20 protein-coding genes are annotated in these 22,156 nt (G+C 69.5%); 10 read left to right on the forward strand and 10 right to left on the reverse strand.

All coding sequences use genetic code 11. The annotated features are described in order from the left end of the window. Position 1: 1 nt before the first annotated feature. Positions 2-553 (reverse strand): GtrA family protein, encoded by a 552-nt coding sequence (locus tag OG266_RS26585; protein WP_266460584.1) that lies wholly within the window; start codon positions 551-553, stop codon positions 2-4. A gap of 218 nt (positions 554-771) precedes the next feature. On the opposite strand from OG266_RS26585, the gene OG266_RS26590 reads away from it, so the two are divergent. The 4 genes from OG266_RS26590 (at position 772) to OG266_RS26605 (ending at position 4,927) form a co-directional block, all read left to right on the forward strand. Further along, positions 772-1,911 carry a 5-(carboxyamino)imidazole ribonucleotide synthase gene (locus tag OG266_RS26590; RefSeq protein WP_266828264.1) on the forward strand — a complete coding sequence of 380 codons (1,140 nt, stop codon included), beginning with the start codon at positions 772-774 and terminating at the stop codon, positions 1,909-1,911. Continuing rightward, positions 1,908-2,471, forward strand: coding sequence for a 5-(carboxyamino)imidazole ribonucleotide mutase (gene purE / locus OG266_RS26595; protein WP_266460589.1), 564 nt, complete (start codon positions 1,908-1,910; stop codon positions 2,469-2,471). The genes OG266_RS26590 and purE overlap by 4 nt, the downstream gene beginning before the upstream one ends. 5 nt (positions 2,472-2,476) lie before the next feature. Beyond that, entirely contained in the window at positions 2,477-3,661 is a 1,185-nt protein-coding gene (locus OG266_RS26600; protein WP_371548781.1) for a dipeptidase, read from the forward strand. A gap of 123 nt (positions 3,662-3,784) precedes the next feature. Further along, on the forward strand, positions 3,785-4,927 hold the full coding sequence (locus OG266_RS26605; RefSeq protein ID WP_266460594.1) for a dipeptidase: 1,143 nt from the start codon (positions 3,785-3,787) through the stop codon (positions 4,925-4,927). Here OG266_RS26605 and OG266_RS26610 read toward each other — a convergent pair whose 3' ends face one another. Both OG266_RS26610 and OG266_RS26615 read right to left on the reverse strand, forming a co-directional pair. Beyond that, positions 4,928-5,299, reverse strand: coding sequence for a VOC family protein (locus OG266_RS26610; RefSeq protein WP_329550217.1), 372 nt, complete (start codon positions 5,297-5,299; stop codon positions 4,928-4,930). A gap of 35 nt (positions 5,300-5,334) precedes the next feature. Next, positions 5,335-5,694 carry a VOC family protein gene (locus tag OG266_RS26615; protein WP_371548782.1) on the reverse strand — a complete coding sequence of 120 codons (360 nt, stop codon included), beginning with the start codon at positions 5,692-5,694 and terminating at the stop codon, positions 5,335-5,337. 92 nt (positions 5,695-5,786) lie between these two features. Between OG266_RS26615 and OG266_RS26620 the strand changes: the two genes are divergently transcribed. Then, positions 5,787-6,287, forward strand: a complete 501-nt coding sequence (locus OG266_RS26620) for a CGNR zinc finger domain-containing protein (RefSeq protein ID WP_371548783.1) — start codon at positions 5,787-5,789, stop codon at positions 6,285-6,287. A gap of 117 nt (positions 6,288-6,404) precedes the next feature. On the opposite strand, the gene OG266_RS26625 is transcribed toward OG266_RS26620, so the two are convergent. After that, entirely contained in the window at positions 6,405-7,748 is a 1,344-nt protein-coding gene (locus OG266_RS26625) for a UDP-glucose/GDP-mannose dehydrogenase family protein (RefSeq protein WP_371548784.1), read from the reverse strand. A 189-nt stretch (positions 7,749-7,937) separates the two neighbouring features. Here OG266_RS26625 and OG266_RS26630 point away from each other — a divergent pair, with 189 nt between their 5' ends. Beyond that, positions 7,938-9,095, forward strand: a complete 1,158-nt coding sequence (locus tag OG266_RS26630) for an acyl-CoA dehydrogenase family protein (protein ID WP_266460620.1) — start codon at positions 7,938-7,940, stop codon at positions 9,093-9,095. Positions 9,096-9,225: 130 nt separating this feature from the next. After that, positions 9,226-9,573 carry a four-helix bundle copper-binding protein gene (locus OG266_RS26635; protein ID WP_266460623.1) on the forward strand — a complete coding sequence of 116 codons (348 nt, stop codon included), beginning with the start codon at positions 9,226-9,228 and terminating at the stop codon, positions 9,571-9,573. Positions 9,574-9,667: 94 nt separating this feature from the next. On the opposite strand, the gene OG266_RS26640 is transcribed toward OG266_RS26635, so the two are convergent. Continuing rightward, complete coding sequence (locus tag OG266_RS26640) at positions 9,668-10,939, reverse strand: LCP family protein (RefSeq protein ID WP_266460625.1); 1,272 nt, start codon at positions 10,937-10,939, stop codon at positions 9,668-9,670. 120 nt (positions 10,940-11,059) lie between these two features. On the opposite strand from OG266_RS26640, the gene OG266_RS26645 reads away from it, so the two are divergent. Beyond that, positions 11,060-11,608: an acyl-CoA thioesterase gene (locus tag OG266_RS26645; protein ID WP_266460627.1), complete on the forward strand. Its 549-nt coding sequence runs from the start codon at positions 11,060-11,062 to the stop codon at positions 11,606-11,608. Positions 11,609-11,644: 36 nt separating this feature from the next. On the opposite strand, the gene OG266_RS26650 is transcribed toward OG266_RS26645, so the two are convergent. Further along, positions 11,645-13,006, reverse strand: a complete 1,362-nt coding sequence (locus tag OG266_RS26650) for an LCP family protein (protein ID WP_371548785.1) — start codon at positions 13,004-13,006, stop codon at positions 11,645-11,647. Between the two features lie 224 nt (positions 13,007-13,230). Here OG266_RS26650 and OG266_RS26655 point away from each other — a divergent pair, with 224 nt between their 5' ends. Then, positions 13,231-14,259, forward strand: a complete 1,029-nt coding sequence (locus OG266_RS26655) for a glycosyltransferase family 2 protein (RefSeq protein ID WP_371548786.1) — start codon at positions 13,231-13,233, stop codon at positions 14,257-14,259. A gap of 70 nt (positions 14,260-14,329) precedes the next feature. On the opposite strand, the gene OG266_RS26660 is transcribed toward OG266_RS26655, so the two are convergent. The 4 genes from OG266_RS26660 to OG266_RS26675 all read right to left on the reverse strand — a co-directional run bounded on the left by OG266_RS26660 (position 14,330) and on the right by OG266_RS26675 (position 20,505). Further along, complete coding sequence (locus OG266_RS26660; protein ID WP_371548787.1) at positions 14,330-16,126, reverse strand: LCP family protein; 1,797 nt, start codon at positions 16,124-16,126, stop codon at positions 14,330-14,332. A 123-nt stretch (positions 16,127-16,249) separates the two neighbouring features. Beyond that, positions 16,250-18,001: an LCP family protein gene (locus OG266_RS26665; RefSeq protein ID WP_371548788.1), complete on the reverse strand. Its 1,752-nt coding sequence runs from the start codon at positions 17,999-18,001 to the stop codon at positions 16,250-16,252. Between the two features lie 248 nt (positions 18,002-18,249). Continuing rightward, positions 18,250-19,554, reverse strand: a complete 1,305-nt coding sequence (locus tag OG266_RS26670; RefSeq protein WP_371548789.1) for an LCP family protein — start codon at positions 19,552-19,554, stop codon at positions 18,250-18,252. Positions 19,555-19,749: 195 nt separating this feature from the next. Beyond that, positions 19,750-20,505: a TIGR03089 family protein gene (locus tag OG266_RS26675; protein ID WP_266460647.1), complete on the reverse strand. Its 756-nt coding sequence runs from the start codon at positions 20,503-20,505 to the stop codon at positions 19,750-19,752. A 128-nt stretch (positions 20,506-20,633) separates the two neighbouring features. On the opposite strand from OG266_RS26675, the gene OG266_RS26680 reads away from it, so the two are divergent. After that, positions 20,634-22,046 carry an N-acetylmuramoyl-L-alanine amidase gene (locus OG266_RS26680; RefSeq protein WP_371548790.1) on the forward strand — a complete coding sequence of 471 codons (1,413 nt, stop codon included), beginning with the start codon at positions 20,634-20,636 and terminating at the stop codon, positions 22,044-22,046. The last annotated feature ends 110 nt before the right edge of the window (positions 22,047-22,156 follow it).

Consider the following 22,156-nt stretch of genomic DNA (forward strand, 5'->3'; position numbering starts at 1 on the left):
CTCAGCTCACGTGCTGTGCGGGCCTGGGGCGCTGCTCGGGCCCGGGCTCGGCTTCGAGGAACGATTCCGCACTGGCCACCGCCTCCCGCGCGGGCAGCGTACGGAACACCCAGGTGCGGTACGACCAGAAGCGGAACAGGGTCGCGACGCCGATGCCCAGGAACTTGAAGACGTTGCTCTGCAGCGGGCTGTCCCAGCCGAAGCCGTACGTCGCCATGTAGAGCACGCCGTTCTCGATCACCAGTCCCACCGCGCTGAACAGCAGGAACAGCGTCAGTTCCTTGGTGCGGCCGCCCTTGTCCCGGTCACGGTACGTGAAGTAGCGGAACCCGACGTAGTTGAAGATGATGGCCACGACGGTGGCGATGACACTGGCCCGGACGACCTGCAGACCGGTCCCGTGGCGCACCAGGTTGAACACGAGCAGGTTGACGAGCAGCCCCACCCCGCCGACCGCGCCGAACTTGACGACCTCTCGGAAGAGCCGGTCGAAACGACGGCGGACCGCGCCGCGAGGCTGCTCGGTATGGAGCCCCGAAGAACCACTGCCCATGGTGTCGCCAGCCCCCGTAGGTTGCCGTCAGTCGGATATATCAACTCAGCCATGCTAACCAGCGGTCCTCGGCATCGCCTGTGTGTACAGACTCACAGGTAAGAAAAATGGCCGCCACCGTGGGCATCTCGATGCGGAATTACCGGCTTGTCGACGTGGAGACACCGGCATACCGGTGCGGAAACCGGCCGCCGTGGCGTGGCCGATACTCTTGGAGCGTGACGTTCCCGGTAGTCGGCATGGTCGGCGGGGGGCAGCTCGCTCGTATGACACACGAGGCGGGCATCCCGCTCGGCATCAAGTTCAAGCTCCTCAGTGACACCCCTCAGGATTCCGCGGCGCAGGTCGTCAGCGATGTCGTCATCGGCGACTATCGCGACCTCGACACGCTGCGTGAGTTCGCGCGGGGCTGCGATGTGATCACCTTCGATCACGAACACGTACCCACCGAGCATCTGCGTGCCCTGGAGGCGGACGGCATCCCCGTCCGCCCGGGGCCCGACGCACTCGTGCACGCCCAGGACAAGGGTGTGATGCGCGCGAAGCTCGACTCGATCGGCGTGCCGTGCCCGCGGCACCGGATCGTGAGCGACGTCGACGACGTCGCCGCCTTCGCGGCCGAGGGCGACGGTTTCCCGGTGATCCTGAAAACCGTCCGCGGCGGCTACGACGGCAAGGGGGTCTGGTTCGTCCGCTCCCTCGAAGAAGCGGCCGACCCCTTCCGCGCCGGAGTCCCCGTCCTCGCCGAGGAGAAGGTCGACTTCGTGCGCGAACTCGCGGCGAACGTCGTCCGCTCGCCGCACGGCCAGGCCGTCGCCTACCCCGTCGTCGAGTCCCAGCAGGTCGACGGCGTCTGCGACACGGTGATCGCCCCGGCCCCCGGTATCGCGGAGGAGCTGGCCCTCCAGGCCGGCGAGCTGGCCCTGCGCATCGCCAAGGAACTCGGAGTCGTCGGCCACCTCGCCGTGGAGCTCTTCGAGACGCGCGACGGCCGCATCCTCGTCAACGAACTGGCCATGCGCCCGCACAACTCGGGCCACTGGACCCAGGACGGCGCGATCACCTCCCAGTTCGCCAACCACGTACGGGCCGTCCTCGACCTCCCGCTCGGCGACCCGCGCCCCCGCGCCAAGTGGACGGTCATGGCCAACGTCCTGGGCGGCGACTACCCCGACATGTACTCCGCGTACCTGCACTGCATGGCCCGCGACCCCCAGCTGAAGATCCACATGTACGGCAAGGACGTGAAGCCCGGCCGCAAGGTGGGCCACGTCAACACCTACGGCGACGACCTGGACGACGTACTGGAGCGCGCCCGGCACGCAGCCGGATATCTGAGAGGCACGATCACCGAATGACCGACCGCGTTGAACCCGCTGCACCAGGCAACCCCGTCGCACCTCTGGTGGGCATCGTCATGGGATCCGACTCCGACTGGCCCGTCATGGAGGCCGCCGCACAGGCCCTGGACGAGTTCGAGATCCCGTACGAGGTGGATGTCGTCTCCGCGCACCGCATGCCGCGCGAGATGATCGCGTACGGCGAGCAGGCCGCCGACCGCGGGCTCAAGGCGATCATCGCGGGCGCGGGCGGCGCCGCCCACCTGCCCGGCATGCTGGCGTCCGTGACGCCGCTGCCGGTGATCGGCGTCCCGGTCCCGCTGAAGTACCTCGACGGCATGGACAGCCTGCTCTCCATCGTGCAGATGCCGGCCGGTGTCCCGGTCGCGACCGTCTCCGTCGCCGGCGCGCGCAACGCGGGCCTGCTTGCCGCCCGGATGCTCGCCGCGCACGACGAGGAACTCCTCGCCCGGATGCGGGAGTTCCAGCAGGAGCTGAACGAGCAGGCCACCGAGAAGGGCAAGCGGCTGCGCACCAAGGTCGAGGGCGCGGGCAGCGGCTTCGGCTTCGGGAAGTGACGCCGATGACCTCCGCCTCGCTCGCGCAGGCCCGCGAACTGCTCGCCGAGTTCCCGGTCGTCGACGGTCACAACGACCTCCCCTGGGCGCTGCGCGAACAGGTCCGCTACGACCTCGACGCCCGCGACATCGCCACCGACCAGAGCGCACACCTGCACACGGACCTGGCGCGGCTGCGCGAGGGCGGGGTCGGCGCCCAGTTCTGGTCGGTGTACGTCCGCTCGGACCTGCCGGGAGCGGTCACCGCGACGCTCGAACAGATCGACTGCGTACGGCAGTTGATCGACCGGCACCCGTCCGGCCTGCGCGCCGCGCTGACCGCCGCCGACATGGAGGCGGCGCGAGCGGAGGGCCGTATCGCCTCGCTGATGGGCGCGGAGGGCGGCCACTCGATCGACAACTCCCTCGCCACACTGCGGGCGTTGTACGCGCTCGGCGTCCGCTACATGACCCTCACCCACAACGACAACATCGCCTGGGCGGACTCGGCGACGGACCACCCCGCCGTCGGCGGCCTGTCGTCCTTCGGCCGTGAGGTCGTACGGGAGATGAACCGCGAGGGCATGCTCGTGGACCTCTCCCACGTGGCCGCCACCACCATGCGCGACGCGCTCGACACGACCGCCGCGCCGGTGATCTTCTCCCACTCCTCCTCCCGCGCGGTGTGCGACCACCCGCGCAACATCCCGGACGACGTCCTGGAGCGGCTGCCCGCCAACGGGGGAGTGGCGATGGTGACGTTCGTACCGAAGTTCGTCCTCCAGGCGGCGGTCGACTGGACGGCCGCGGCCGACGAGAACATGCGCGCCAACGGCTTCCACCACCTCGACACGACCCCCGAGGGCATGAAGGTCCACCGCGTCTTCGAGGAGTCCAACCCGCGCCCCGTCGCCACGGTGTCGACGGTCGCGGACCACCTGGACCACATGCGCGAGGTCGCCGGCATCGACCACCTCGGCATCGGCGGCGACTACGACGGCACGGCGTTCACCCCGGACGGCCTGCACGACGTGTCCGGCTACCCGAACCTCATCGCGGAGCTGCTGGACCGCGGCTGGTCCAAGGCCGACCTGGCCAAGCTGACCTGGCAGAACGCGGTACGGGTGCTGGGCGCGGCCGAGGACGTGGCCCGCGACCTCCAAGCGCGGCGGGGACCGTCGAACGCGACGCTGCAGCAGCTGGACTGCTGACACCTCCGGAGCCTGCCCGGTGGGTGGGGCGTACCCCCAAACGCCCCACCCACCAGGAAGCGCCCCGGCCTCCGTGGAACGGTGGTGGTACTGCGATCACCGTCCACCCAACGGAGCCCTGTCATGGCAGACCTGCAGGACGAACTGCACACGACCGCTGAGGTGGGCAAGCTGGACCGGCCGGCTGCCTGGCCGGAGCCCGAGCCGCTGCCGCTCGACACCAGTGACCTCGAGACGGCACCCGAGCCCGAGCCCTCGGGCGACCCGCTGGAGCGGGCCCACGCCTTCCTCGCCGGCCACCCCGTCGCCGACGGCTACAGCGGTCTGCCATGGGCGCTGCGCCACCTGCCCTGGTTCGACCTGGAGCTGGGGGAGAGCGCGGTGGACACGGATGTGCCGCGGATGCGGGAAGGGCATGTGGGCGCCCTGTTCTGGTCGCTGCACCTGCCCGAGGGGCTCGCCGGGGACCGTGCAGTCGGAGCCACCCTGGAGCAGCTCGACCTGGTGCATACGGTGGTCCAGGCCCACCCCGAGGGTCTGCGCATGACCCGCAACGCGGCGGACGTCACCGACGCCCAGCACTGCGGCCGCGTCGCCGTGGTACTCGGCCCCGCCGGAGCCGGCGCGCTCGGCGACTCGATGGGCATCCTGCGCTCCATGCACGCGCTCGGCCTGCGCGTCCTCACCCTCTCCGGCGCGTCCTGGGCGAGCGAGGCGGGCCTGACCCGGTTCGGCGAGGAGGTGCTCCGCGAGATGAACCGGCTCGGCGTGCTCGCCGACCTCTCCGGCACCTCGGACGCCACGATCGCCCGCGCGATGGCCGCGTCCAAGGCCCCGGTCCTGTTCACCCGCTCCGCGGCCCGCGCCCTGCGCCCCCACCCGGCCAACCTTCCCGACGGCGTCCTCGCCGAACTCGGCGCCGCCAAGGGCCTGTGCCTCGTCCCGCTCACCGCCGAGCAGACGGGCCCCTCGGTACGGGACGTCGCCGACCACCTCGACCACGTCCGCGCCCTCGCGGGCCCGGAGTCCGTCGGCCTCTCGGGGACCTACGACTCCGGAACCGCGCACCCGCAGGACCTCGCCGACGCCTCCTGCTACCCGCACCTGATCGCCGAACTCCTCACCCGCGGCTGGTCCGAGACCGACCTCGCCCTGCTCACCTGGGGCAACGTCCAACGCGTGCTGCGCAGCGCGGACTTCACCGCCCGCGCGGCCCGGCAGCGCCGCGAACCCTCGTCGGCGAAGATCGCGGAGCTGGACGGATAGCTACGCCGGGTGGTCGATCCGGCAGAGGCAGAACGGATGCCCCGCCGGATCGGCGTACACCCGGAAGTCCTCCTTGTCCTCCTGGTGCAACAGCCGGGCGCCGAGCGCGAGCACCGCCTCCTGGGCGGCTTCGAGGGCTTCCCAGGTGCTTCCGGCGTCGAAGTCGAGATGGAACTGCTGCGAGTTGAGGTCGGCGCGCGGCCACTCGGGCGGGACGAACCCCGGGGCCCGCTGGAACGCGAGCCGTGGCCCGTCCGGGATCTGCAGGACGACCCACTCGTCGTCCTCGCCCCAGGGGGTGCCGCCCAGCACTCCCGCGTAGAACGCGGCGAGCGCGCGTGGGTCGGGGCAGTCGAGTACGACGGACCGCATACGTACGACAGGCTCCACAGCAATCTCCTTCGGGCTCAACATGCGCAGAGGCAGAACGGGTGCCCCGCCGGATCGGCGTACACACGCCACCCGCGAGACCGGTCCTCCGCGTCGAGTGCCCGCGCCCCGAGCGCCAGCACGCCCTTCTCGGCCGCGTCCAGGTCGGCCACGGTCAGGTCCAGATGGAACTGCTGCGAGGCCTCGCCCGCGGGCCACTTCGGCGGTAGGTGTCCGGGGGCGGCCTGGAACGCCAGCGACCGCCCGCCGGGCAGCTTCAGGTCGATCCAGTCCCCCTCGCCCTCGACCGTGCCGCCGAGCACCTCGGCGTAGAACCCGGCGAGAGCGCGGGGGTCGGGACAGTCCAGGACGACGACGCCGAGTTCGGCGAGAGCCATGACTTCCTCCCAGGAAGCGTCGAGTTACCCGTAGGCCTCATGAAGAGGTAACGGTTACTGCATGCTCCCGTATTGGAGGTAACGTCGCAAGCGTGAATGACAGATCGCCCGCACCCGGAGGCCTGGCCCTGGTCCAGTCCCTGGTGAACACGCTGGACATCGAGACGGGCGCCGACTCGCTGGACGGGGCGGAGGGCCGGGCGCGGTTCGGTGTCCCCCAGGGCGGGCTGGAACAGGCCCGCGAGCTGCGTGAGTCCCTGCGCGCGGCCCTGCTCGCCCACGCGGGCCACCCGCCGCACGGCACGGTGACCCCGCTGGGCGAGCTGCTCGCGCGGGCGCACCTGGTGGTCACGGTCGACCCGGGCGACGGCTCGGCGGCCCTCGCCCCGGCGGACGAGGGCCCGCTGCTCTCGCGGGTCGCGGCGGCCGTCGCCCAGGCCCTCGTCGAGGGCACCTGGACCCGGCTGAAGGCCTGCGAGGCCGTCGACTGCCACTGGGCCTACTACGACCGCTCCCCGGCCGGACGCGGCCGCTGGTGCTCGATGTCGGTCTGCGGGGCACGCGCGAAGATGCGCAGGTACCGGGCCAAGTAGCCCGTCCGGCCACACCAGGCGGCAGGACGGTGGAGAATGTGCGACGACGCCGATCCGGCCGACTGAGCCTCGGCCGGATCGGCGTCACCCGACAGCCTCAGTCGGTGGGCCGGAGTCTCAGGCCGTCGGCCGCCCCATCGCGCGGTACGTCCACCCGGCCCGCCGCCACACCTCCGGGTCGAGCGCGTTGCGCCCGTCGAGGACCAGCCGCGTCGTCACGGCCTCGCCAAGGACCGCCGGGTCCAGCTCGCGGAACTCACGCCACTCGGTCAGGTGCAGTACGACATCGGCGCCGCGCACGGCCTCTATGGCGGAGTCGGCGTACGCGAGCGTCGGGAAGAGCCGGCGAGCGTTGGCCATGCCCTTCGGGTCGTACACCGTGACCTGGCCGCCCTGGAGGTGGATCTGCCCGGCGACGTTCAGCGCGGGCGAGTCCCGGACGTCGTCCGAGTCGGGCTTGAAGGCGGCACCGAGCACGGCGACCCGCTTCCCCAGGAACGACCCGCCACCGAGCGCCTCCCGCGCCAGCTCCACCATCTGCCCGCGCTGGCGCATGTTGATCGAGTCGATCTCGCGCAGGAAGGTCAGAGCCTGGTCGGCACCCAGCTCACCGGCACGGGCCATGAAGGCGCGGATGTCCTTGGGCAGGCAGCCACCCCCGAACCCGATCCCGGCCCGCAGGAACTTCTTCCCGATCCGCTCGTCGTGCCCGATGGCCTCGGCCAGCTTGACGACATCGCCGTCGGCGGCCTCGCACACCTCGGCCATGGCGTTGATGAAGGAGATCTTGGTCGCGAGGAAGGAGTTCGCGGAGGTCTTCACCAGCTCGGCGGTCGGGAAGTCGGTCAGGACGAACGGCGATCCGGCGGTGACCGGCGTCGCGTACACCTCGCGCAGCAGCTTCTCGGCGCGCTCACTGCGTACGCCCACCACGATGCGGTCGGGGTGCAGCGTGTCGTTCACGGCGAAGCCCTCGCGCAGGAACTCCGGGTTCCAGGCCAGCTCCGCGTCCTCACCGGCGGGCGCGAGCTCCACGAGCCGGGCGGCCAGGCGGTCCGCGGAGCCGACGGGCACGGTGGACTTGCCGACGACGAGGGCGGGGCCGTGCAGGTGCGGGGCGAGCGACTCGAAGGCGGCATCGACGTACGACATGTCACACGCGTACTCGCCGTGCTTCTGCGGCGTGTTCACGCAGACGAAGTGGACGTCGCCGAACTCCCCGACCTCGGCCCAGTCCATGGTGAAGCGCAGCCGCCCGCTGGACCCCTCGATCCCCGCGACATGCTTGCGCAGCAGCTCCTCGAGCCCCGGCTCGTACATCGGGACCTCGCCCCGCTTGAGCATCTCGATCTTCTCGGGGACCACATCGAGCCCGAGGACCTCGAAGCCGAGCTCGGCCATGGCCGCGGCGTGGGTGGCGCCGAGATACCCGGTGCCGATCACGGTGATCTTGAGGGCCATGGGTGTACTCCTGAGGTGTACGGCGGGGTGCGCGCCCGAGCATAACCGGGGCATGCGACGGCCCCTCAACGGGCAACTTTCCCTCTGTCGCCAAGCTCACGTATCCCTTGGGTGGGAGGGCCCCTAAAATTTGGGTTACTTAACGGTAGTTAGCACCACCGTCACAGCATCCTTGGAGCGTGAGAGACCTTGGCCGGATCGGCTGATTTCGACCTGTACCGCCCGTCCGAGGAGCACGACATGCTCCGTGACGCGATCCGTTCGCTGGCCGAGGCGAAGATCGCGCCGTTCGCGGCCGCGGTGGACGAGGAAGCCCGTTTCCCGCAGGAGGCCCTGGACGCCCTGGTCGCCTCCGACCTGCACGCCGTGCACGTACCCGAGTCGTACGGCGGCGCGGGCGCGGATGCCCTTGCCACGGTGATCGTGATCGAGGAGGTGGCCCGCGTGTGCGCGTCCTCCTCGCTGATCCCGGCGGTGAACAAGCTGGGCTCGCTCCCCGTGATCCTCTCCGGCTCCGAGGACCTCAAGAAGAAGTACCTGGGCCCGCTCGCCAAGGGCGACGCGATGTTCTCGTACGCCCTCTCCGAGCCGGACGCGGGCTCCGACGCGGCGGGCATGAAGACGAAGGCGGTCCGCGACGGCGACTTCTACGTCCTCAACGGCGTGAAGCGCTGGATCACCAACGCGGGCGAGTCCGAGTACTACACGGTCATGGCGGTCACCGACCCGACGAAGCGCAGCAAGGGCATCAGCGCCTTCGTGGTCGAGAAGTCCGACGAGGGCGTCTCCTTCGGCGCCCCGGAGAAGAAGCTCGGCATCAAGGGCTCCCCGACCCGCGAGGTCTACCTCGACAACGTCCGCATCCCCGCCGACCGCATGATCGGCGAAGAGGGCACCGGCTTCGCCACCGCCATGAAGACCCTGGACCACACCCGCATCACGATCGCGGCCCAGGCCCTCGGCATCGCCCAGGGCGCGCTGGACTACGCCAAGGGCTACGTCCAGGAGCGCAAGCAGTTCGGCAAGGCGATCGCCGAGTTCCAGGGCATCCAGTTCATGCTCGCCGACATGGCCATGAAGATCGAGGCCGCCCGCCAGCTGACGTACGCGGCAGCGGCCAAGTCGCAGCGCGGCGACAAGGACCTCACCTTCCAGGGCGCGGCGGCCAAGTGCTTCGCCTCGGACGTGGCCATGGAGGTCACGACGGACGCCGTCCAGCTCCTGGGCGGCTACGGCTACACCCGCGACTACCCGGTCGAGCGCATGATGCGCGACGCCAAGATCACCCAGATCTACGAGGGCACGAACCAGGTCCAGCGCATCGTGATGGCCCGCAACCTGCCGTAAAGGCGGATGCGGGGGAGGGGCCTCCCCGAGCCCCTCTTCCGCCTGCCGTCCGATGGCGAGGTCGGCCGGGACGGCGTACGACGGAAGGGCACGGGACCCCGCTCAGGGGCCCCCACCCCCGGGAGAAGTCATGACCCAGACCGGAAACATGACCGCGATGAGCAAGGCGATGCAGGACTGCGTCGAGGCCTGCATGTCCTGCCACGCCGTGTGCGAGGAGACCATGAGCTCCTGCATGCAGATGGGCGGCCAGGCCCAGATGCAGGTCATGCGCGCGCTCATGGACTGCTCCGAGATGACTCGCATGTGCGCCGACATGATGATGCGCCGCTCACCCATGTCGGCCGAGATGTGCGTCATGTGCGCCAAGGCCTGCGACATGTGTGCCGAGGCGTGTATGACGATGCCGGACGACCCCCAGATGATGCGCTGCGCGGAGTCCTGTCGCCGCGCCGCCGAGATGTGCCGCGCGATGTAGTGCGCCTCGATGTGACCTCCGTCTGAAACGAGTGAAGGGCACCCGATGGGTGCCCTTCACTCGTTTCCTGGCTCAGTCGCCCGGAACGCCTGGCTCAGTCGCCCGTGACCGTCACCTTCTCGTCGTTCTTCAGCTCGTTCACCAGCGTCTTGACCTTGGCCTCGTCCCAGACGAGGTTGCCGCCGGTGGAGCCGGAGATCGGCATGTTCATCGAGGTGCCGTCGCCGCCGCTGACGCTCTTCATGGCCCAGAACATGTCGGCGAGGTCGAACAGGCCCATGTCCTTGTCGACGATGAGACTGTCGAGGCCGGCGCCCATGGTCGGGTACAGCTTGAAGGGGTTCAGGACGGTGCCCGGTGTCGCGACCTGGTTGGCCAGCGCCGAGAGGAACTTCTGCTGGTTCTTCGTACGGTCGAGGTCGCTGCCCGCGAGCGCGTAGCGGGTACGGACGAACGCGAGGGCCTGCTCGCCGTTGAGGGTCTGCTTGCCCGCCTCGAAGTCGGCGCCGGACTTGGTGTCCTTCATGCCGCCCTTCGGGATCTCGATCTCCACGCCGCCGACCGAGTCGACGATGTCCGCGAAGCCCGCGAAGCCGATCTCCACGTAGTGGTCGATGTGCAGCCCGGTGTTGAACTCGACGGTGCGCACGAGCAGTTCGGGCCCGTCCTCTGCGTACGCAGCGTTCAGCTTCACGTGCCGGCCCGTGCCCTTGTACGTCTTGCCGGACTCGGAGCCCACGAAGGTCGGGATCTCGACGTCGGAGTCACGCGGCAGCGAGATCAGCGTGGAGCCGTTGTCGCCGGTGTGCAGGATCATCATCGAGTCCGTGCGCTTGCCCTCGGCGGATCCGGTGTGCAGCGCCTTCTTCTCCTCGGCGGTCATGCCGGCGCGGCTGTCGGAACCGACGATCAGGTAGTTCGTGCCCTCGCCCGCGTCGGGGCGGTCGATGACCTTCGAGAGATCCACGTCACGGTTGAGCTTGGAGTCGGCCCAGAAGTACGTGCTGACGGAGACCACGACGAGCAGTGTGACCAGCGTGATGGCGGTCCACTTGATCCGGCGGCCCCAGTTCGGCGCGCGGCGCGGACCCCGTCCGCCGCCCGGCCCGCCCGGTCCCTGCGGTCCGCCGCCGTTCGGCGTGCCGTAGACCTGGCCCGAGTTGTAGCCGTTGCCGTACTGGTCGTCGTACCCCTGACCGTCGACGTACGTCGGCTGCTGGGGCACCCCGCCGTACGGCGGCGCGGACGGACCGGGGCCCGGCTGGCCACGGCGGACCTGCCGCATGACGCGCGCGCTCTCGGGCTGTGCGCCGGCGCTGCCGCGTCCGTACCGGTCGTTGCGGTTCTCGTCGGGCCAATCGTTCATGCGGACCAGTGTGCAGTGCCGCACTGTGCGCCATACAAGAGAGTGAGGAGATTCATGCCATGCCTGTTGCAGACCTGATGCAAAGCAACCTCTGTGTGACCCCCGCATAAGGTGGACGCCATGACAGACCAGGCCCCCACCCCGGAATCCGATATTCCGGGCAAGCCCACCTCAGCGTCCCGGACCACCCTCAGCCACATCATGAGCCACAACGACACCAACCTTCTGGGAACGGTGCACGGTGGAGTGATCATGAAGCTCGTGGACGACGCGGCGGGCGCGGTGGCCGGACGGCACTCCGGCGGGCCCGCCGTCACCGCCTCCATGGACGAGATGGCCTTCCTGGAACCCGTCCGCGTGGGCGACCTGGTCCATGTGAAGGCCCAGGTGAACTGGACCGGTCGTACGTCCATGGAGGTCGGCGTCCGCGTCCTGGCCGAGCGGTGGAACGAGTCCACGCCACCCCAACAGGTGGGCTCGGCCTACCTCGTCTTCGCCGCGGTCGACGCCGACGGCAAGCCGCGACCGGTGCCGCCGGTCCTCCCGGAGACCGAGCGCGACGAACGCCGGTACCAGGAGGCCCAGATCCGCCGCACCCACCGACTGGCCAGGCGCCGCGCGATCATGGACCTGCGCGAGAAGCGCGCGGCGGAGGGTCTGGACGAGTAACGGCACCCACGGTGACGGCGACGGTGACGGTGACCGTTACGGACAAATCACCTGATCCCCCGTAGTCACCCCGAACTCCCCCTGATACGGATCGTCCGCCCGCACCTTCCGCACCCCCTTGAAGTCCGCCCCAGCGGTCACCTTCAGGAGCGGCCCCCGCCCCTTGACCGCGCGCAGTTCGCAGCCGGGCAGGGCGGCCGCGAGGGACTTCGCGGAGCGGTCCCAGCGGGGGTCGTACGAGACGATCGTGCGGCGGAGGGTGCGGTCCTGCGCGGTGACGGGCTGCCGGGTCGTACGGAACCCGGTGGCGGCGAGCGCGCTGTCGACCCGCATGCCGAGGCCCGCCGTGGGCGTCCCGTTCTCGACCTGGACGCGGATCTGCTGCGGGGCCACATCGACGCGCAGGGCGTTGCTGCGGGGCTTGTGCGCCGCGAGCGGCCGGTCGTCGCGCAGGGCCTGGAAGAGCTTCTTCGACTTGACCGGGTCCCACTTGAGCGTCGAGCCGACGCCCTTCACGGCGTATCCCATCTGCCCGATCGGCACGGTCGTGAACTCGGACGAGGAGGGTGAGAAGTCGCGCATCGCCCGCCCGAGGTCGAGCAGTTCGTCCGTGCCGAACCCCTTGTCCGCGCGGACCGAGCCGAGCACGGCCCGGGTGACGTCGCGGAACTTCATCGGGTTCAGCAGCACCCCGGACGAGGTGGCCCGTGCGATCAGCGCCGCCAGGAAACGCTGCTGGCGCTGCATCCGGCCGAGGTCGGAGGAACCGTCGGCATGGCGGGAGCGGACGTACTGGAGTGCCTGCCCGCCGTTCAGCCGGTGCGAGCCCGCCGTGAGGTCGAGCCCGGTGTACGAGTCCTTGAGGGGCTTCGTCGTGCAGATCTCCACACCGCCGAGCTCGTCGACGGTCTTCATGAAGCTGGTGAAGTCGACCTCCAGGTAGTGGTCGATCTTCACCCGGGTCATGCTCTCGACCGTGCGCACGGTCAGCTGCGGCCCGCCCTCGGCGTACGCCGCGTTGATCTTGATGGGGTGCGAGCCGTGCTTCTTGCCGGTGATCTGGTCGGTGTGCGCGGGCGTCTCGGCGTACGAGTCGCGCGGCAGGCTCACCACGCTGGCACGCTCCCGGTCCTCCGAGATGTGCACGATCATGATCGTGTCGGTGCAGTGGCAGGGCGCGCCGCCCAGCCGGTACTTGCGCCGCTCCGCCTCCGTGATCTTGTCCCGGCCGTCGGTGCCGACCAGCAGCACGTTCATGCCGTGGCCCGCCTCGGGACGGTTCTTCATGTCCTTGAAGGGGTCGACCCGGGCGATGTCCGCGTCCAGGCTGGTGACCACCGCGTGCCCGATGCCCGCCGCGGCGAGCACCACCACCGAGAGCGTCGTCACCGCCCGCATGGCCCAGCGTGGCTTCTTGCGCCGTACGGGCGGCCGCCGGGCGGGGGAAGGCCCCGGTCGGCGTGGAGGGCGTGCGGGGGAGCGGGGCGGCGTGGGCAAGGGGGCACCTCCGCGAAGGCCGGCCGTGGGATCCGTGAGCACCGTAGGCCCATACGATCTGCGGCCCGGGGCGGAGAGAGGGCGGCGCGCGACCGTGTCCCCCATTCGCGGTAACGTGGCGACCGATGAGCGAGAAGTCTGACGTGCGGTCTCCCGCCGTTTCTGTGATCATGCCCGTCCTCGACGAGGAGCGGCACCTGCGCGGGGCCGTCCAAGCGATCCTGGCGCAGGAGTACGACGGCGAGATGGAGGTGGTGCTCGCCATCGGTCCGTCCTCGGACCGTACGGAGGAGATCGCCGCCGAGCTCGCGGGCGAGGATCCGCGCGTGCACACCGTGCCGAACCCGGCCGGTCGCACGCCCGCCGCGCTGAACGCGGCGATCAAGGCGTCCAGCCACCCCATCGTCGTACGCGTCGACGGGCACGGCATGCTCTCGCCCAACTACATCGCGACCGCCGTACGTCTCCTCGCGGAGACCGGCGCGCAGAACGTCGGCGGGGTCATGCACGCCGAGGGTGAGAACGACTGGGAGCATGCGGTCGCCGCCGCGATGACCTCGAAGATCGGCGTGGGGAACGCGGCCTTCCACACGGGAGGCGAGGCAGGGCCCGCCGATACCGTGTACCTCGGTGTCTTCCGGCGTGAGGCCCTTGAGCAACAGGGCGGCTACAACGAGGAGTTCATCCGCGCCCAGGACTGGGAGCTGAACTTCCGGATCAGGGAGGCGGGCGGCCTCATCTGGTTCTCGCCCGAGCTGCGGGTGTCGTACCGCCCGAGGCCCTCCATGCGCGCCCTCGCCAGGCAGTACAAGGACTACGGGCGCTGGCGCCATGTCGTCGCCCGCTTCCACGAGGGCTCCATCAACCTGCGCTACCTCGCCCCGCCGACCGCCGTCTGCGCGATCACGCTGGGTGTCGTGGTGGGCGCGGCGCTGACCCCCTGGGGGTTCGTGATCCCCGGCGGCTATCTCGCGGCCATCGCGCTCGGGTCGCTGGCCACGGGCAAGGGGCTGCCGCTGAAGGCGCGGCTCCAGATTCCCCTCGCCCTCGCGACGATGCACATGTCGTGGGGCTGGGGCTTCCTCACCAGCCCGAAGGCGCTCGCGAAGAAGGTCATCGCGTCGCGGCGTCCGGCGGTGCTCAGCTCCAACTGAGGTTGTAGGTGCACGAGTTGGGCCCCTCTCGGCATGGAGAGGGGCCCAACTCGCTTACTCGCTTACTCGCTTACGACCAGGTGTAGTTCGGGTTCACGTGCATGCAGGCCTCGTCGTTGGCGCCGTTGAGCGCCTCCGCCGTGTCCGGAATCGTGTTGTCCTCCACCTCGGCCTTGTACGTCGTGCCCTCGCGCCAGTCGGCGCCGACCACGAGCGTGACGCCCGAGACGTTCGTCGACTTCTCCACCGAACTCGTCGGAATCCCCAGGGCCTTGGCGACCCGCTGGGCGTCACCCTCCAGGTCGGCGCTCGGGTACTTGATCAGCGTCTTGTCCTCGGCCGTCGCTTCCGTCTGCTCCGCCGACGCCTGGGTGAAGCCCTTGCCGACCAGCAGCTCGCTCACATCGCTCGCCCGCCCGCTGACCGGGCCCAGCGTGGACGTCCGGGTGCCGTTCAGCACGGCCACGCCGATCTTGTCGTCCGCGGCGGCCGGATCCGAGGAGGCCTTCTCCGTGGTCGTCTTCTTCTTGTCCTTGCCGTCCAGCGCGATGTCCTCGCGGACGAGACGGAACAGCTTGGCCGCGTCGTCCGTGGGCTCCACATGCACGCCGACGTACCGGTTCGGCATCGTGGTCATCGTGATCCGCTTCGGCTCGACCTTCTTCAGCTCGTTGCCGAGGTCGTAGAGTTTCCCCACCTCGTCCAGGCTCTCGTCGACGATCAGCGCTTTGGTGGCCGTGTTGGCGAGCTTGAGCAGCTTCGTGGGGTTGGTGATCGTGGCGTTCTCGCGCAGCTGGCGGACCATCGAGTTCATGTACTGGTGCTGAGCCTTGGCGCGCGCCAGGTCGCTGCCGTCCTCGAAGCCGTAGCGGGTACGCAGCCACTGCAGGGCCTGCTCACCCTTGACGTACGTGGTGCCCTCTTCCAGCTTCAGCCCTGAGCCGTGGCCCTGGCTGTCCCTGGACTCGACGTTGGCGTCCACGCAGACCGGGACGCCGCCGATCGCGTCCGCCATCGAGACCACACCCGAGAAGTCGATCTGCATGAAGTGGTCGATGTGGATGTCGGTCAGCTTCTCCCAGGTGGCCACCGTGCAGCCGGGGCCGCCGCGGCCGAGTGTCCGGTTGGTCAACGTGCGAACGGTGGTTGCCGCGTACACCTCGCCGTCGTCCGGGTCCGTGCACTTGGGGATGTCCACGAGGGTGTCGCGCGGCATGCTGATCACCGACATGTTGGTGCGGTCGGCGGAGAGGTGCAACAGCATCTGGACGTCCGCGAGCGGGGTGGAGCCGAAGGTCTCCTTCGCGCCGCCGAGTTCCTGGTTCTCCTCGGTGTCCCGGGCGTCCGAGCCGATCAGAAGGATGTTCAGCGGGGTCTGGCCGGCCGCGTTCGCCTCGGACTTGGCGGCGCGGTCCTTCTCGTCGCCGATGTTCAGTTTGTCCTTCTGGATGTTGTCGTTCAGGTGCTGGTAGTAGAGATATCCGGCACCCGCGGTGCCAAGTATCAGGACTGCCAGGACCATCGCCGACCAGCGCAGTATTCGGCGTTTGCGGCGCGGGCGCGCCCCGCCCCCGTGCCGGCGGGCGCCGCCGCTCCCGCTGCTCCCCTGCGCTTTGAGGGGCATCGTGTCCTCGGCCGTCCGGCCGTCGGCTCCCGGAACCGGATCGCCGTCGGCCGCCACTGGGGCCGCCGCCGGCTCTCCGTCGGCCCTCGGGCCGGGAACGCTCTCGGCGCCCTGACCGGAATCGCCGTCGGCCCCCCGGACGGGCTCACCGCTCTCGTCGTACAGGCTGTCGTCCCAGCCCAGCTCACCGGCCCCCCGGCCGTTTGAGCGTCTTCCCTCCCCGCGCACACCACTTTGCGCCATCTTGCTGCCCCTCCCCACCCTGCGCCTGACAAACGGGCCCGTCCCGCGTCCAGTTGAACGTTTGTGGCGCCCAAGTCGGACGCACTCACGTCCTGTTGGACGCATGACGGACCCGTTAGGTCATCAGCTGGCGCACACAGTTTTGTCCGCCGTGGACTTTTCGACCGTCGAGGGCGCCGTTGTCGCAGCGGTCATGGAGACCCCCGCGCCCTTGAAGTCCTTGCCCAGGGTCAGCACGATCGCGGGCAGACCCTGTGAGTTCGTCTCGCTCTTGCCAGGCTTCATCGCCGAACCGGACAACCCCATGAGATCCGCCAGCTTGCGCGCCTGATCGGCCTGGTCGGGCGAGTACTCGAGGGTCGTCTTGCTGAGCGTTTCCTCGGCGTTGCCGAGCTGGCTGGACTTGGTCACGCCCTCATCATTCTGCAGCCAGTTAAGTGTTTCCTGTGCGGAGCCGGCGGGGGCGCCGCCGTTGTAGATGTTGACCCGGACATCGGCGGCCGCGGACTGGGTGCCCTTGAGCCGGGCGGCCACCGCTGCGGCCTCCTTCTTCTCCTGCGCCTTCACCTCGGTGAAGGACACATCGTCCCTGATCATGTCGAAGACCGGCTGAGAATCCGTGGGGGAGACGACGACCGTCACCGGGGTCTCCTCGGCCGGGTTGTCGATGACCGGCGTCGTGAGGAAGGTGATGTTCTTCGTCGGCACCTTCTTCAGCTCCAGGGCCACGTCCTTGAGCGTGCTGACCTTGCCGATACCGGTGTCCACCGTCAGCGCCTTGGTGGCGGCCTCGGCCAGCTTCAGCAGCTTGCTGGGGCTGGTGAGGGTGTCGCTGGAGGACATCTTGCGCATCAGCGAGGCCAGGAACTGCTGCTGCACCTTGATGCGGTCGAGGTCGCCCGAGTTGCCGAAGCTGTGCCGGGTGCGGAGGAAGGCGAGCGCCGTCTCGCCCTCGATCGTGTGCTTGCCGGCGGAGAGCTTGAGTTTGGAGTCGTCGTCGTCGACGTCCTTGGCGAGGCAGACCTCGACGCCGTCCACCGCGGTGGTCAGCGTCTTGACCGCGTTGAAGTCGGCCATCATGAAGTGGTTGGGCGTGATGCCGGTGACTTCCTTGACCGTGCGCATGGTGCAGCCCGCGTCCCGGCCGTACTGACCGAGGCTCGTGTTGAAGCGGACGTCCGTCGTGCCTGGGATGATCTTGGAGGAGCCGTCCGCCTGCTTCGTCTCGCAGTCCGGGATGTCGACGATCAGGTCACGCGGAATGCTCAACGCCGTCGCGTTCGTACGGTCCTTGGAGACGTGCAGCAGGATCGTCGTGTCGGCGTGACCGACGCTGCCCGAGTCGCCGTACTCCTCGTTGCCCTCACCGGTGCGTTTGTCCGTACCGATGATGAGGATGTTGAAGGCCTCGTCCTTGCTGAAGCTGCTGGAGGCCGCGTTGCCGACGTCCGTCGTGGTGACGTTGCCCTCGAGGTGCTTGAGGTAGAAGTACCCGGCGGTGGAGGCGGCGACCAGCACGAGGGCCATCGTGCCGCCGGTCCACAGCAGTATCTTCTTCGCCTTCGACTTCTTCGGCTTCGTACGCCCCCGCCGGCGCCCTGGAGGCGGTTCGGCGGGTGCGCCACGGCGCCTGCGCGGCCCCGGCACATCGGTGTCGGGAACGCGGCCCGGAGCTTCGCCGGGTTCGCGGACCGGCGTGCTGCGTGAGCCCGTTGGGACGCCCCCCGCGCCACGGGCCGATCTGCGAGGACCGGGGACTGGTGATTGCGGTGCGGAAGGCCGCAGTCGCAGTTCGTAGTCGCCGGTGTTCGGGTTGAGTACCCACTGGTCTGCGGGGTCGATATCGTCCGCCCGCCCACGGCCTTGCGCGTCCACGGTTGCTTAAGTCCTCCGTCGGGGCCACGCGGCGCCTTTTCCCCCTACAAAAGGCGCTCGGTCAGTCGGTCCAGCAGTGCGCGACCGCAGGACAGACCTGAAGGCCGGGTGCACCGGATCGCTCACACTATCCGCCCAGTTCAGCGTCAAGCGACGGCAGTGACAAATTCCACCTGCCTACAACTGGGCAATCCGCCCTATTTCTCAGAGAGTTCTTAGCTCAGCAGTTCCCCGCCTTGACGTGGGCTTTACCCGCACTCGTCCTCGGCCGCCGTGTTCCCCCGGAAAGTCGGCGCCGGATCGGGACTCCGCGGGACTCCGGCGGGTCCCTTTCCGCCCGGTTTCCCGTCCTCGTAGGACTCGCCCTCGGACTCGTCGTAGGGCTCGGCGTAGGACTCCCGGGACTCGTCGTAGGACTCCCCGAAAGCGGAGTCGTACGAGCTGTTTGTGGGGGAAACCTCCGGAAGGTCCTTTGTGACCGCGATCGGCGCATCCTCACGCAGCCGCGTGAAGAGTTTCTCAGCTTCGGGTTCCACGAGCTGGTCGCGGTTGGCGTTGTAGACGTACGACGTCCGGGGCACCGTCAGGAACTGCACCCGCTCCGTGGGGATGTTGCGCATGCCGCGCACGAGGTCGTACAGCCCGCGCAGGTTCGCCAGCGCCGGGTCCGTGGTGAGCGAGGAGGTGGCCGCGTCGAGCACGGGATAGAGCTTCGTGGGATTGAGCAGTACGTCGTTGCTGCGCACCTTGTTGACGAGTGCGCCGAGGAAGCGCTGCTGGCGGTCCATCCGGTCGGTGTCGCTGCCGTCGCCGATGCTCTTGCGGGCGCGGACATAACCGAGGGCCTGTTCGCCGTTGAGCGTCACCTTGCCCGCCGGCAGCTTCAGCTGGGCTTCCTTGTCGTCGATCGGCTCCTTCAGACACACCCGGACGCCGTCGACCGCGTCGACCATCTCCTTGAAACCGTTGAAGTCGACGACCATGTGGTGGTCGACACGGATGTTCGTGAGCTTCTCGACGGTACGGATCGTGCAGGCCGAACCGCCCGTCTGGAAGGCGTAGTTGAACATCGCGAGCATCGGCTCGGTGCGGGTGCCGTCCGGGCGGCGGCAGCTGGGCACGTCCACCATCAGGTCGCGGGGGAGGGAGACGGCGGTCGCGCTGCGCCGGTTCGCGGCGAGATGCAGCAGGATCGTGGTGTCGGACCGCTCGGTGCCGGAGTCCCGCCCGTACTTCGCGTTGCCGTCCCCGGCCCGCGAGTCCGACCCGATCAGCAGGATGTTCTGCGCGTCGCGCACCAGCGCGGTGGGCCGTTCCTTCTCGTACCGGGCGAGCTCGGTGGCCGCGTCGTTGTCCGCCGTGATGTTCGCGTTCAGCTTCTCGTACGCCGCCCAGCCCACTCCCGCGGCACCGAGCACCACGACCGCGACACCGATCGCCGTGTAACGCAGCCAGCGCCTACGCCGACGTATGACCCCGGCGCCGGTAGGGGTGGCACCGAGCTCCGGACCCAGCGCACCACGTCCGGAGGCCGTGCCTGCGGTGTCGGTCACGTCTGAGTCCACCCCTCATGGCGTACGAGCGTGTCGTGCTCCTACGACCATGGCGCGGGGCGGGGGTGGGGGCGGGGCGCTGATGGGCCGAACGGATGACACGGGGGGCGACCGCAGCGCCCCTTCAGGGGCGCGAGGAACTGCGCGACCAGCCACAGTCGGCCCGCAGACAACTGGCGGCCTCCTGGCAAAGGCTCACCGAGCCGTAGCCGTCACCCGCTCACTCTCGATCCGCTTGGCCAACGCGTCCTCGCCAAGCTCCTCAAGGTGGCGGCACAACACCACGGACCCCCCGGTGGCAAGCGCCGAGTACAACCCCGCGCTGAGCCCCTCCCAGGTGTCGTACGGCAGCGCGGACAGGATCCGGGACCCGGGCCCCGTGAGCCCGAGCGCACCCGCATCCACCCGCGCCCGCTCGACAACCTCCGCGCTCGTGTACTCCGCCCCGGCGACGATCAGCGCCGCCACCTCCGGGTCCACAGGCGCGTACGCCTGGAACCGGTCCCCCTGCGTCGGGACCTCGACGGCGTAGTCGGCGTACCCGGCGGGCGGCGTCGGAAAGCGCCGCCCCAGCGGAGCCAGCGACAGCGCGACACGTTCGCCGGAGCACGCGAGCCCGGCCTCGAACTCGCCGGGCCCCGCGACGACGTGATCCGCCGCGCCGGGATCGCCCCCGACATCCGCGACGACACCCACCGACGAACACGCGAGCAGCCAGACGGCCGTCTGCCAGTGCGCGGGCAGCCGCAGCGCGACCCGTTCGCCGGGTTCGGCCGACAGTTCGTTCTGGAGCAGGTTGGCGGTCTTGGCCACCCAATTGGCGAAGGTGGCCACGGACAATTCGATCCGTTCGCCCGTGGCGTCGTCGTAGAAGGTCACCAGGGGGCGCGCGGGGTCCGCGGCGAGCGCGGATCGCAGCAGGTCGGCGGGGGTGCGGTCGGTGGCGTTCACGCGGGCAAGCGTACGCGGGGCGGAGCGCCCGGCGGGCCCACCGGGCCACCGGTTCGGACGAGTGGAACCCGACGGCCCGTCAATTCCCCGATAGACAGATATGTATGACTATGTCCAGGATCAGGGGCATGCGTGGATTCCTTGCTTCCTCGGTCGGCGTCACTTGCGCGGCCGCTCTCGCCCTTCCGCTGGCCCTGTCCGCTCCGGCGCAGGCCGGCCTGCCGGCGGTGACGTCCGAGCCCGCCGCCCCCGGCAGCACCCAGTCCCTGCCGCTCGTCCCGCTCGGGGGCGACCGCTCCCTCGGCTCCGCCGCTCCCGAACAGGGGCTCGTCAGACGCGACGTACGGCCCTTCTCGCTCGTCGGCGTCGTCTGGGACAACCCGGACAGCGAACTGCACGGCCGCGTCCAGGTCCGTACCCGCGGCGCCGCCACCGGCCAGTGGTCCGGCTGGCAGGACGTCGAGACGCACAACCACGAACACGGCGCCGACCCGGACAGCGCCGAAGGCGGGTCGGGCCGGCTGCGTGGATCCACCGCACCGCTGTGGGTGGGGGACTCCGACGGCGTCGAGGTACGCGTCCAGGCGGAGATGGACGAGCGCGCGCCGGTGGTGAGCGACTCGCCGCTCCCCAAGGGCTTGCGTCTCGAACTCGTCGCGCCCGGCGCGGACGCCCGCTCCGCAGGCGCGCAGCCGGACGTCCCACGCGCCGGTGCACAACAGAGCCTGCCGCGAGCCGACGCACAGGTGCGCGCCCCGCGCGCCGGTGCACTCTCCGCGGTGTACGCCGCCGTAAACGCCGACAACACCGGTCTGGAGCCCACGAGCGCCGCCGACATCCCCGAGCTCTCCCCGGACGAGATCCCCGAGCTCTCCCAGCAGGAGACGGAGAGCGAATTCTTTGCCGAGCGCCCCGATGAGCAGCGCGTGAAGCCGTACATCGGCCCACGCCCGCGCATCATCACGCGCAAGGGCTGGGGCGCGAACGAGGACCTGCGCGAGCGCGGTTTCGTCTACACGAAGAAGGTCAAGGTGGCCTTCGTGCACCACACCGCCTCGGGCAACAACTACACCTGCGCCCAAGCCCCTTCGGTCATCCGCAGTATCTACCGCTACCACGTGGTGAGCAGTGGCTGGCGGGACATCGGCTACAACTTCCTCGTCGACAAGTGCGGAAACATCTACGAAGGCCGGGCCGGGGGCGTAGCGAAGGCCGTGATGGGCGCCCACACCCTCGGTTTCAACACCGACAGCATGGGGATCGCCGTCCTCGGCAGCTTCGGCAAGACGAAGCCGTCCGGATCCGCCGTAACAGCCATCGCGAAGCTCACGGCATGGAAGCTTGGCCTCTTCGGAGCCAATCCGAACGGAAAGACATATCTGAAGTCCGGCGGTGGCAATCTCTACAAAAAGGGAAAGAACGTGCGACTGAACGTGATCTCCGGCCATCGGGACGGGTTCAGCACGGAGTGCCCGGGCTGGCAGCTGTACAGCAAGCTCGGCTCCGCCCGGAAGACGGCGGCCAAGTACCAGGGCAGGTAGCACGGCCGGGCAGCACGGGAGGACCCGCACCGTCGGCCGTCGAAAGCGCCATCGAACGGTCTGCATACACTGGCCGGCCGAAACACAGTTCGGCCGGTCCCGGCAGGAAG

This window comes from Streptomyces sp. NBC_00554, from assembly GCF_041431135.1.
In the GTDB taxonomy this organism is placed as follows: domain Bacteria; phylum Actinomycetota; class Actinomycetes; order Streptomycetales; family Streptomycetaceae; genus Streptomyces.

Bases quoted from the DNA above. Each gene is read 5' to 3' on its own strand.
- OG266_RS26585 (WP_266460584.1), bottom strand. From the start codon at position 553: ATGGGCAGTGGTTCTTCGGGGCTCCATACCGAGCAGCCTCGCGGCGCG.
- purE (WP_266460589.1), top strand. From the start codon at position 1,908: ATGACCGACCGCGTTGAACCCGCTGCACCAGGCAACCCCGTCGCACCT.
- OG266_RS26600 (WP_371548781.1), top strand. From the start codon at position 2,477: ATGACCTCCGCCTCGCTCGCGCAGGCCCGCGAACTGCTCGCCGAGTTC.
- OG266_RS26605 (WP_266460594.1), top strand. From the start codon at position 3,785: ATGGCAGACCTGCAGGACGAACTGCACACGACCGCTGAGGTGGGCAAG.
- OG266_RS26610 (WP_329550217.1), bottom strand. From the start codon at position 5,299: ATGCGGTCCGTCGTACTCGACTGCCCCGACCCACGCGCGCTCGCCGCG.
- OG266_RS26615 (WP_371548782.1), bottom strand. From the start codon at position 5,694: ATGGCTCTCGCCGAACTCGGCGTCGTCGTCCTGGACTGTCCCGACCCC.
- OG266_RS26625 (WP_371548784.1), bottom strand. From the start codon at position 7,748: ATGGCCCTCAAGATCACCGTGATCGGCACCGGGTATCTCGGCGCCACC.
- OG266_RS26635 (WP_266460623.1), top strand. From the start codon at position 9,226: ATGACCCAGACCGGAAACATGACCGCGATGAGCAAGGCGATGCAGGAC.
- OG266_RS26640 (WP_266460625.1), bottom strand. From the start codon at position 10,939: ATGAACGATTGGCCCGACGAGAACCGCAACGACCGGTACGGACGCGGC.
- OG266_RS26645 (WP_266460627.1), top strand. From the start codon at position 11,060: ATGACAGACCAGGCCCCCACCCCGGAATCCGATATTCCGGGCAAGCCC.
- OG266_RS26650 (WP_371548785.1), bottom strand. From the start codon at position 13,006: ATGCGGGCGGTGACGACGCTCTCGGTGGTGGTGCTCGCCGCGGCGGGC.
- OG266_RS26655 (WP_371548786.1), top strand. From the start codon at position 13,231: ATGAGCGAGAAGTCTGACGTGCGGTCTCCCGCCGTTTCTGTGATCATG.
- OG266_RS26660 (WP_371548787.1), bottom strand. From the start codon at position 16,126: ATGGCGCAAAGTGGTGTGCGCGGGGAGGGAAGACGCTCAAACGGCCGG.
- OG266_RS26680 (WP_371548790.1), top strand. From the start codon at position 20,634: ATGCGTGGATTCCTTGCTTCCTCGGTCGGCGTCACTTGCGCGGCCGCT.